The organism is Pseudomonas sp., assembly GCF_002796985.1.
Classification (GTDB): Bacteria; Pseudomonadota; Gammaproteobacteria; order Pseudomonadales; family Pseudomonadaceae; genus Pseudomonas.
The window spans coordinates 123,371-132,869 of sequence record NZ_PEKX01000023.1 but is presented as its reverse complement, the minus strand read 5'-3'; the positions used below and the strand labels follow the sequence as shown (position 1 = coordinate 132,869).

At 66.1% G+C, this 9,499-nt stretch carries 8 protein-coding genes; 5 read left to right on the top strand and 3 right to left on the bottom strand.

Translation table 11 applies throughout. The features are described from left to right. Positions 1 to 372: 372 nt before the first annotated feature. Together fahA and hmgA are read right to left on the bottom strand one after the other, a co-directional pair. Complete coding sequence (gene fahA, locus CTR55_RS26505; RefSeq protein WP_296290662.1) at positions 373 to 1,677, bottom strand: fumarylacetoacetase; 1,305 nt, start codon at positions 1,675 to 1,677, stop codon at positions 373 to 375. A 1-nt stretch (position 1,678) separates the two neighbouring features. After that, entirely contained in the window at positions 1,679 to 2,971 is a 1,293-nt protein-coding gene (hmgA, locus tag CTR55_RS26500) for a homogentisate 1,2-dioxygenase (RefSeq protein ID WP_296290661.1), read from the bottom strand. 98 nt (positions 2,972 to 3,069) lie between these two features. Between hmgA and CTR55_RS26495 the strand changes: the two genes are divergently transcribed. Next, positions 3,070 to 3,792, top strand: a complete 723-nt coding sequence (locus CTR55_RS26495) for an IclR family transcriptional regulator (RefSeq protein WP_296291425.1) — start codon at positions 3,070 to 3,072, stop codon at positions 3,790 to 3,792. A 182-nt stretch (positions 3,793 to 3,974) separates the two neighbouring features. On the opposite strand, the gene CTR55_RS26490 is transcribed toward CTR55_RS26495, so the two are convergent. Further along, a complete protein-coding gene (locus CTR55_RS26490; protein WP_296290660.1) occupies positions 3,975 to 4,865 on the bottom strand; it encodes a LysR family transcriptional regulator in 891 nt (296 codons plus the stop codon). Positions 4,866 to 5,005: 140 nt separating this feature from the next. Here CTR55_RS26490 and CTR55_RS26485 point away from each other — a divergent pair, with 140 nt between their 5' ends. The 4 genes from CTR55_RS26485 to CTR55_RS26470 all read left to right on the top strand — a co-directional run bounded on the left by CTR55_RS26485 (position 5,006) and on the right by CTR55_RS26470 (position 9,420). Beyond that, a complete protein-coding gene (locus CTR55_RS26485; RefSeq protein WP_081519809.1) occupies positions 5,006 to 5,704 on the top strand; it encodes a CoA transferase subunit A in 699 nt (232 codons plus the stop codon). Between the two features lie 26 nt (positions 5,705 to 5,730). Continuing rightward, positions 5,731 to 6,387 (top strand): CoA transferase subunit B, encoded by a 657-nt coding sequence (locus CTR55_RS26480; protein WP_296290659.1) that lies wholly within the window; start codon positions 5,731 to 5,733, stop codon positions 6,385 to 6,387. 156 nt (positions 6,388 to 6,543) lie between these two features. Next, positions 6,544 to 7,725, top strand: coding sequence for an acetyl-CoA C-acetyltransferase (locus tag CTR55_RS26475; RefSeq protein ID WP_296290658.1), 1,182 nt, complete (start codon positions 6,544 to 6,546; stop codon positions 7,723 to 7,725). Between the two features lie 255 nt (positions 7,726 to 7,980). Continuing rightward, a complete protein-coding gene (locus CTR55_RS26470) occupies positions 7,981 to 9,420 on the top strand; it encodes a TIGR00366 family protein (RefSeq protein ID WP_296290657.1) in 1,440 nt (479 codons plus the stop codon). Positions 9,421 to 9,499 lie beyond the last annotated feature (79 nt).

Genomic DNA, 9,499 nt, shown 5'->3' with positions numbered 1-9,499 from the left:
CCCATGTCCCCCGACAACCGTTACCTATGTCTCCCGGCAGAACACGCAGCGATACCCATGCTGATGGCGCAGGGCATTGATGGGTATCGCTACGCTCCACGCCATCCTACTCGGAGTGGCATGGGGGTAGGGCGCATAACCTGGAACAGGTAATCCGCCGGTTACTCGGCGGATTACGTTGGCGCGTTATCCGCCCTACGGACTGTTCGCGAGCAAGCTCGCTCCTACAGAGAGACAGTCCGCAGCGGGTATGGGAGGAATGATCCGTAGGATGAGGTGCAGGGTAGGGCGGATAACCTGGAACAGGTTATCCGCCGGTTGCTCGGCGGATAACGCTGGCGCGTTATGTGCCCTACGGACTATGCGACGGCCTTAGTGGGCGGGGAGGATTCGCCCGCGGCACTCGCCGAAGCCAATGGACGCATGCCCCTCGCGGCGGCAACGGGCGCGCAGGATGATCTCGTCGCCGTCTTCGAGGAAGCGCCGCTCTTCGCCGTTGGCCAGCACCACCGGCTGTTTGCCGCCACCGGTGAGCTCCAGCAGGCTGCCGAAGCTGTCCGGGGTTTCGCCGGAGAGGGTGCCGGAGCCGAACAGGTCGCCCGCTTGCAGGCGGCAGCCGTTGACGCTGTGGTGCGCCACCATTTGCGCGACGGTCCAGTACATGTTCAGCGTGTTGCTCAGGGCGATGCGCTCCGGGCCCTGGTGCTCGCGGCGCATACGCGCGGTGTGCAGCAGGACTTCCAGCTCGATGTCCAGCGCGCCGCGCTGCTGGTCGCCTTCGTCGTACAGATACGGCAGCGGCTGCGGATCGCCTTCCGGGCGGGCCGGCTGGGCGACGCGGAAAGGCTCCAGCGCTTCGGCGGTGACCACCCAGGGCGACACGGTGGTGGCGAAGCTTTTCGACAGGAATGGGCCCAGCGGTTGGTATTCCCAGGCCTGTACGTCGCGGGCGGACCAGTCGTTGAGCAGGCAGAAGCCGGCGATGTGGCCGGAGGCGGCGTTGATCGGGATGGCCTTGCCCTGGTCGTTGCCCTGGCCGATCCAGATGCCCAGTTCCAGCTCCAGGTCCATCCGCGCGCAGGGGCCGAACACCGGCACGTCGACGCCGGCGGGCAGGGTCTGGCCATTGGGGCGGCGGACTTCGGTACCGGAGGGCACGACGGTGGACGCGCGGCCGTGGTAACCGATGGGCACGTACTTGTAGTTGGGCAGCAGCGGGTTGTCCGGGCGGAACAGCTTGCCGACGTTCTTCGCGTGGTGGATGCCGACGTAGAAGTCGGTGTAGTCGCCGACCTTGGCCGGCAGGTGCATGCGGCACGCGGCCTGCGGTTTGAGCAGCGCGGCACCCAGGTGCTCCATGCGCTTCTGTTCGCTGCTGCCTTCGCTGAGCAGGTGGAGCAGCGCCTCGCGCAGGGTGCGACGCGCGGTGGGGCCTGCGGCGAAGAAGGCGTTCAGGCTGTCGCCGCTGGCCACCAGCGCCGCCTGGTGCGCGGCGCCGTGGAAGAGGTCGGTCTCGCAGGCGGTTTTCAGGTCGAAGATGTAGTCGCCGATGGCGACGCCGCCACGGGGCGAGTCGCCCGGCGGGCTGAACACGCCCAGCGGCAGGTTCTGCAGGGGGAAGTCCGGGTGGCCGTTGGCCGATTCGATCCAGCTCTGGGGGGTGTGGGCGGCGCTCATGTTACTGCTCCTGGGAAGGGTCGAAGGTCTTCTGCATGCCGCTCCAGCAGCTGTCGTAGTCAGGCTGCAACTGCGGGCAGTCGAGGGCGAAGCGGCTGGGGCGCAGCACGCGGCCGGTCTCGAACATGAAGGCCATGGTCTTGTCGATCTTGTGGGGTTTGAGGTCGGCAGCGATCGCCTGCACGGTGGTCGCGTTGTCCGGGCCGTGGGCGCTCATGCAGTTGTGCAGCGAGGCGCCACCGGGGACGAAACCGTCGGCCTTGGCGTCGTACACGCCCTGGATCAGGCCCATGAATTCGTTCATCAGGTTGCGGTGGAACCATGGCGGACGGAAGGTGCTCTCGGCCACCATCCAGCGCGGCGGGAAGATCACGAAGTCCAGGTTGGCCATGCCGTGGGTGTCGCTGGGCGAGGTCAGCACGGTGAAGATCGACGGGTCCGGGTGGTCGTAGCTGATCGACCCGAGGGTGTTGAAGCGGCGCAGATCGTACTTGTACGGCACGTTGTTGCCGTGCCAGGCGACCACGTCCAGCGGCGAGTGGTCGAGCGGGGCTGCCCAGAGTTCGCCGAGGAACTTCTGCACCAGTTGCACCGGGGCTTCCACGTCCTCGTAGTGCGCCACCGGGGTGAGGAAGTCGCGCGGATTGGCCAGGCCGTTGCTGCCGATGGGGCCGAGGTCGGGCAGGCGCAGGGCGGCGCCGTGGTTCTCCGCCACATAGCCGTTGGCTTCAGCATCCAGCAACTCGACGCGCAGGCGCATGCCGCGTGGGATCACGGCGATCTCCAGCGGCTCCAGCTCCAGCACGCCCAGTTCGGTGACCAGGCGCAGGCGGCCGGCCTGGGGCACGATCAGCAGCTCGCCATCGGCATTGAAGAACACCCGGCGCATGGAGATGTTGGCGCGGTAGGCGTACAGGCTGACGCCGCTGCAGGCCTGCGCCTCGGCGTTGGCGGCCATGCATAGCAGGCCGTCGACGAAGTCGGTAGGCTCCTCGGGCGTTGCGAAGCTGTTCCAGCGCAGGCGGTTGGGCGTGACCGGGCCGAGGGCGGTGCCGGTGATCTGCCGCTCCAGGCGCTCGAAGCGCGGGTGCGCGGCGGAAGGCCGGATGCGGTACAGCCAGGTGCGCCGGGCCTCGCTGCGCGGGACGGTGAAGGCGGTGCCGGAGAACTGCTCGGCATAGAGGCCGAACGGCACCCGCTGCGGCGAGTTCATGCCTGTGGGCAGGGCGCCCGGCAGGGCCTCGCTGGCGAACTCGTTGCCGAACCCGGATTGGTAGGCAGGGGAGGCGGTCATGGTGGCTCCACTCTTGTTATCGTAATTCAATTACGATTAACGTAATTTCGTGTCGACGGGCCGTCAAGCCCGTCTGGGAGTTCCTTTAATTGAAGACCATGGATGACGCAGGGCCGACGAAGGGCAAGAAGGTGCAGTCCGCCGAGGTTGGAACCGAAATCCTCAAGGCCCTGGCGGACCTCGCGCCGAGCACCTCGCTCAAGCGCCTGGCTGAGTACCTGGACATGCCGGCGGCCAAGGTCCACCGCTACCTGCAGGCGCTGATCGCCAGCGGCTTCGCCGAGCAGGACCCGCTGACCAGCCATTACGGCCTGGGGCGCGAGGCGTTGTATGTCGGCCTGGCGGCGATTCGCCGGCTGGACGTGGTGAAGGTTGCCAGCCCGGCGCTGGCCGAGTTGCGCGATGCGCTGGGGCAGACCTGCTTCCTCGCCATCTGGGGCAGCCACGGGCCCACCGTGGTGCAGGTCGAGCCGGCGCAGGGCATGGTCACGCTGGTGACGCAGGTCGGCTCGGTGCTGCCGCTGCACGGCTCGTCCACCGGGCTGGTGTTCGCGGCCTACAAGAGCGGGTTGGAGGAGGGCGCGGACCCGGCAGTGCTGGAGGGCATTCGCAGCGAAGGCCTGCACGCGATCCACGGCCTGCTGATGCCGGGGGTGAATGCGCTGTCGGTGCCGCTGTTCAAGGCTGGCCGGGAACTGGCGGGGGTGGTTACCGTGGTCGGGTCGCAGGCGAGCTTTGCTGCCGAGCCTCAGGGAGAGGGGGCTCGGAGCCTGCTGGAGATGGCGCGGGAGGTGAGTTTGCGGATGGGCGGAGAGGTTTGACTGTCTGAGGCTTTGGTGCTCGGGCGCACCCTCTCCCTAACCCTCTCCCTTCAGGGAGAGGGTTAGGGAGAGGGGGGCGGGCCGAGCGAGTTACCTTCAGGGAGAGAGCATTTCGTAGGAGCGAGCTTGCTCGCGAACAGCTCCGCAGTTTGGGTGGTTCGCGAGCAAGCTCGCTCCTACAGTTACTTTTCCATCCCCGCCCAATCCGTCCTGTTCACCAGCACATCGCTCAGCGCCTGCGCGGCGCTGGAGAGCTTGTGCTCCGCCAGGCAGAACAGCCCAACCCGGCGCTCGATGCGCGGTTCTTCGAGCGCCACGCAGCGTGCCCCCAGCTCCTCCATCTGCTGCCGGCACAGGCGTGGCACGGCGCTGACACCGAGCCCTTCGGCCACCATCCGGCCCACGGTCACCAACTGGTGGCTTTCGAATGCCACCGGCAGTCGCCCCTGTAGCCGGTCTTCCAGCAGCAGACGCACGGCCGACGGGCGTTGCAGGGTGATGAAGTGATCTTCCAGCAACTGCTCCCAGGTGATTTTCGCTTCGCTCGCCAGTGGCGAGTCCGCTGGCAAGACTGCGATAAAGCGGTCGGTGTAGAAGGGCGTGAAACTCAGGCCATCGAGGCTGTCTGGTTCCAGGGCAATGCCTAGCTCAACGCGATGGTTGCGCACCATCTCCAGCACCTGCTCGTTGATCACGTCGTGCACCGCCACGTTCACCTTCGGATGGTGGTCGCGGAAGATGCGCAGCACGGCGGGTAGCAGGTTGCCGGCGAAGGAGGGCATGGCGGCGATGGACACCTTGCCCAGCTGCAGGGTGAAGTGCTGGCGCATCAGCTCCTCGGCGTTGTCCCAGTCCGCCAGCAGGCGGCGCGCCAGGGGCAGCAGCGTTTCGCCCTCCGGCGTGAGCGCCACGCTGCGGGTGGTGCGCACCAGCAACTGGCCGCCGAGGGATTCCTCCAGGCTCTTGATCGCCAGGCTCAGTGCCGGTTGCGACAGGTGCAGGCGCTCGCAGGCCTGGGCGAAGCTGAGGGTCTGGGCGACGGTGAGGAAGGCGCGCAACTGCTTCACTGTCATGGTGACTTGGCTCTTATTGATAAGAAAAACGGATTAATCAATTGGAAAAACAAACTTAACAAATCAGTACCCAGCAGTGAAGCTGAGAACGCTCTCCGACCCATGAGTCGGACATTCCAAATACAAGAGGCAGCAGCACCATGGCAGGACTCGACAAGCGTGTAGGCAGTTACGAGGAAGCCCTCGCCGGGCTCACCGACGACATGACGGTACTGGCGGGCGGTTTCGGCATCTGCGGCATCCCGGAAAACCTCATCGCACACATCCGCAAGCTGGGCGTGAAGGGCCTGACCGTGGTCTCCAACAACTGCGGCATCGACGGCTTCGGCCTCGGCGTGCTGCTGGAGGACCGCCAGATCCGCAAGATGATTGCGTCCTACGTCGGCGAGAACGCGCTGTTCGAGCAGCAGCTGCTGTCTGGTGAACTGGAGGTCGAACTGACCCCGCAGGGCACCCTGGCGGAAAAACTCCGTGCCGGCGGCGCCGGCATCCCGGCCTTCTTCACCGCCACCGGCTACGGCACCCCGGTCGCCGATGGCAAGGAAGTGCGCGAGTTCGACGGCCGCCACTACGTGATGGAGCGTGCCATCACCGGCGACTTCGCCATCGTCAAAGGCTGGAAGGCCGACCACTACGGCAACGTCATCTATCGCCACACCGCGCAGAACTTCAATCCGGTAGTCGCCACCGCAGGCCGCATCACGGTCGTCGAGGTGGAGGAGATCGTCGAGCCGGGTGAACTGGACCCGACCCAGATCCACACCCCCGGCATCTACGTCGACCGCATCATCCAGGGAACCTTCGAAAAGCGTATTGAAAAACGCACCGTGCGTTCCTGAGCCCACCGGACAAGAGAGACAAGAAGATGGCATTGACCCGCGAACAGATGGCTCAGCGCGTGGCGCGCGAGCTGCAGGACGGCTTCTACGTGAACCTGGGCATCGGCATCCCGACCCTGGTCGCCAACTACGTGCCCGAGGGCATGGACGTGATGCTGCAATCGGAGAACGGCCTACTCGGCATGGGCGCGTTCCCCACCGAAGACACAGTCGACGCCGACATGATCAACGCCGGCAAGCAGACCGTGACCGCCGTGAAGGGTGCGTCGATTTTCTCCTCCGCCGAATCCTTCGCGATGATCCGTGGCGGCCACGTCGACCTCACCGTGCTCGGTGCCTTCGAGGTGGACGTGCAGGGCAACATCGCCTCCTGGATGATCCCCGGCAAGCTGGTGAAAGGCATGGGCGGCGCCATGGACCTGGTGGCCGGCGCGGACAACATCATCGTCACCATGACCCACGCGTCGAAGGACGGCGAATCCAAGCTGCTGGACAAGTGCTCGCTGCCGCTGACCGGCGCCGGCTGCATCCGCAAGGTACTGACCGACCTGGCCTACCTGGAGATCGAAGATGGCGCCTTCATCCTGCGCGAGACCGCGCCGGGCGTAAGCGTCGAAGAGATCGCCGAGAAGACCGCCGGCCGCCTGATCGTGCCGGACGATGTGAAGGAAATGACCTTCTGATCCCCTGATCCCCTGATCCTTTGATCCTTTGATCCTTTGATCCTTTGATCCTTTGTAGGAGCGAGCTTGCTCGCGAACCCGCCCGGACTTCGGGACAAGAGCGTTCGCGAGCAAGCTCGCTCCTACAAAGAGCTAAAGCCTGCTTCGGAGTCCCAGATGCAAGACGTAGTCATTGTTGCCGCCACCCGTACCGCCATCGGCGCCTTCCAGGGCAGCCTGGCGAACATTCCCGCCCATGAACTGGGCAGCCTGGTCATCCGCTCGCTGCTCGAACGCAGCGGCGTGAAGCCCGATCAGATCGACGAAGTCATCCTCGGCCAGGTGCTCACCGCCGGCGCCGGGCAGAACCCCGCGCGCCAGGCCGCCATCGGCGCCGGCCTGCCGGTGGAAGTGCCGTCGATGACCATCAACAAGCTCTGTGGCTCGGGCCTGAAGGCGTTGTTTCTCGGCGTCCAGGCGATCCGTTGCGGTGATGCCGACACCATCATCGCTGGCGGCCAGGAGAGCATGAGCCTCGCGCCCTACGTGCTGCCCAAGGCCCGTACCGGCCTGCGCATGGGCCACGCCGAGTTGCAGGACACCCTGCTGCGCGATGGCCTGATCGACGCCTTCAACGACTATCACATGGGCATCACCGCCGAGAACCTGGCCCAGAAGTTCGGCATCAGCCGTGAGGCGCAGGACGCCTTCTCCGCGCAGTCCCAGCTGAAAGCCGCCTCGGCCATCGAGGCCGGGCGCTTCAAGGACGAGATCACCCCGGTGCTGATTCCCCAGCGCAAGGGCGACCCGCTGTCCTTCGACACCGACGAGCAGCCGCGCGCCGGCACCACCGCCGAGTCGCTGGGCAAGCTCAAGCCTGCCTTCAAGAAGGACGGCACCGTCACCGCCGGCAACGCCTCCACCCTCAACGATGGCGCTGCTGCCGTGCTGCTGATGAGCGCCGAGCGCGCACGCAGTCTGAACCTCCCGGTTCTGGCGCGCATCCAAGCCTACGCGAGCAGTGGCGTCGACCCGTCGATCATGGGCATCGCCCCGGTGACCGCGACCCGCAGCTGCCTGGAAAAGGCCGGCTGGAGCCTCGACGACGTCGAGCTGATCGAGGCCAACGAAGCCTTCGCTGCGCAGGCCCTGTCGGTCGGCAAGGAGCTGGGCTGGAACGCCGAGAAGGTCAACGTCAACGGCGGCGCCGTCGCCCTCGGCCACCCCATCGGTGCCTCGGGTTGCCGCGTGCTGGTGACGCTGCTCCATGAAATGCTCCGCCGCGATGCGAAGAAGGGTCTGGCGACCCTGTGCATCGGTGGCGGTCAGGGTGTTGCGATGGCCCTCGTCCGGGACTGAGTAACGCTCGATTGGCGAGCACCGACCGGCATGTACCCATGCCGGTCAGGCAGGCGGGATGGACGGTGGGCACACCGACAGACGGCATCCCGCCGCAGTTGGCCGGCGCTGGGCTTCGAAAGGATCTCGGCGTCGGCCAACCCTTGCGTCACCGCTCGGCCCCACGCAGGCCGGGCGGTTTTTCATTCCAGGACGGGTATTGCCACAAGCCCCGTCCGACGATGAACCATTACAAGAACAACGAGGTAGACCTTTATGAATTCCCACGTGCACAACTCCGGCACAGCCCTCCAGGACAGCCGCTCGGCGCGCTTCGCCATGGCCTGTTCGAACTGGGCCGAACGCTGGTTCCCCGACTCCTGGGTCTTTGCCGCACTCGCGGTGCTGATCGTCAGCGTCGCTGCCCTGGCCATCGGCGCGCCGGCCACCGAAACCGCCAAGGCCTTCGGTGACGGCTTCTGGAGCCTGATACCGTTCACCATGCAGATGGCCTTCGTGGTCATCGGCGGCTATGTCGTCGCCAGCTCCGGCCCGGCGTCGAAACTCATCGATCTGTTCGCCCGCGTGCCGAAGAACGGCCGCTCGGCGGTGGCCTGGGTCGCCGTGATCTCCATGGTGGCGTCGCTGCTCAACTGGGGCCTGTCGCTGGTGTTCGGTGGCCTGCTGGTGCGCGCCCTGGCACGCCGCGAAGACCTGAAGATGGACTACCGTGCCGCCGGCGCTGCTGCTTACCTGGGCCTCGGCGCGGTCTGGGCGCTGGGCCTGTCGTCGTCCGCTGCGCAATTGCAGGCCAACCCGGCCAGCCTGCCGCCGTCGATCCTGGCGATCACCGGCGTCATCCCGTTCACCGAGACCATCTTCCTCTGGCAGTCCGGCGTGATGCTGCTGGCCCTGGTGCTGGTGTCGCTGGTCATCGCCTACATGACCGCTCCCGGCGCCGCCAGCGCCCGTGACGCCAAGGCCTGCGGCGTGGACGTCAGCTTCACCCCGCCGAGCGCGCCGAAGGCGACCCGCCCTGGTGAATGGCTGGAGCACAGCCCGCTGCTGATCCTGATGCTGGTAGCCCTGGCCGCTGGCTGGCTGGTCCACGAGTTCAGCACCAAGCCGGCAATCACCGCGATCTCCGGGCTGAACACCTACAACCTGCTGTTCATCATGGTTGGCGCGCTGCTGCACTGGCGCCCGCGCAACTTCCTCGACGCCGTGGCGCGCGCCGTGCCGACCACCACCGGGGTACTGATCCAGTTCCCGCTGTACGGCTCCATCGCGGCGATCCTGACCACCGTGAAGGGCGGCGACGGTTCCACCATCGCCCACCACATTTCCACCTTCTTCGTGCAGATCGCCTCCCACGACACCTACGCGCTGCTGATGGGCGTGTACTCGGCGGTGTTGGGCTTCTTCATCCCCTCCGGCGGCGGCAAGTGGATTATCGAGGCGCCGTACGTGATGCAGGTGGCCAACGACCTGCAGTACCACCTGGGCTGGGCAGTGCAGATCTACAACGCCGCCGAGGCGCTGCCGAACCTGATCAACCCGTTCTACATGCTGCCGCTGCTGGGCGTGCTGGGCCTGAAGGCCCGCGACCTGATCGGCTTCAGCTTCGTCCAGCTGCTCGCGCACATCCCACTGGTGCTGTTCCTGCTCTGGGCGCTGGGCACCACCCTGCAGTACCTGCCACCGGTCCAGCCGTAACCACGCATTCGGCCCCGACGGCAAAAAGCCCGGATGTCGCGAGACATCCGGGCTTTTTCTTGCCAGCTCGTTCTTATGC

Coding starts and splice junctions, on each gene's coding strand:
- fahA (WP_296290662.1), bottom strand. CDS start 1,677: ATGAGCGCCGCCCACACCCCCCAGAGCTGGATCGAATCGGCCAACGGC.
- hmgA (WP_296290661.1), bottom strand. CDS start 2,971: ATGACCGCCTCCCCTGCCTACCAATCCGGGTTCGGCAACGAGTTCGCC.
- CTR55_RS26495 (WP_296291425.1), top strand. CDS start 3,070: ATGGATGACGCAGGGCCGACGAAGGGCAAGAAGGTGCAGTCCGCCGAG.
- CTR55_RS26490 (WP_296290660.1), bottom strand. CDS start 4,865: ATGACAGTGAAGCAGTTGCGCGCCTTCCTCACCGTCGCCCAGACCCTC.
- CTR55_RS26485 (WP_081519809.1), top strand. CDS start 5,006: ATGGCAGGACTCGACAAGCGTGTAGGCAGTTACGAGGAAGCCCTCGCC.
- CTR55_RS26480 (WP_296290659.1), top strand. CDS start 5,731: ATGGCATTGACCCGCGAACAGATGGCTCAGCGCGTGGCGCGCGAGCTG.
- CTR55_RS26475 (WP_296290658.1), top strand. CDS start 6,544: ATGCAAGACGTAGTCATTGTTGCCGCCACCCGTACCGCCATCGGCGCC.
- CTR55_RS26470 (WP_296290657.1), top strand. CDS start 7,981: ATGAATTCCCACGTGCACAACTCCGGCACAGCCCTCCAGGACAGCCGC.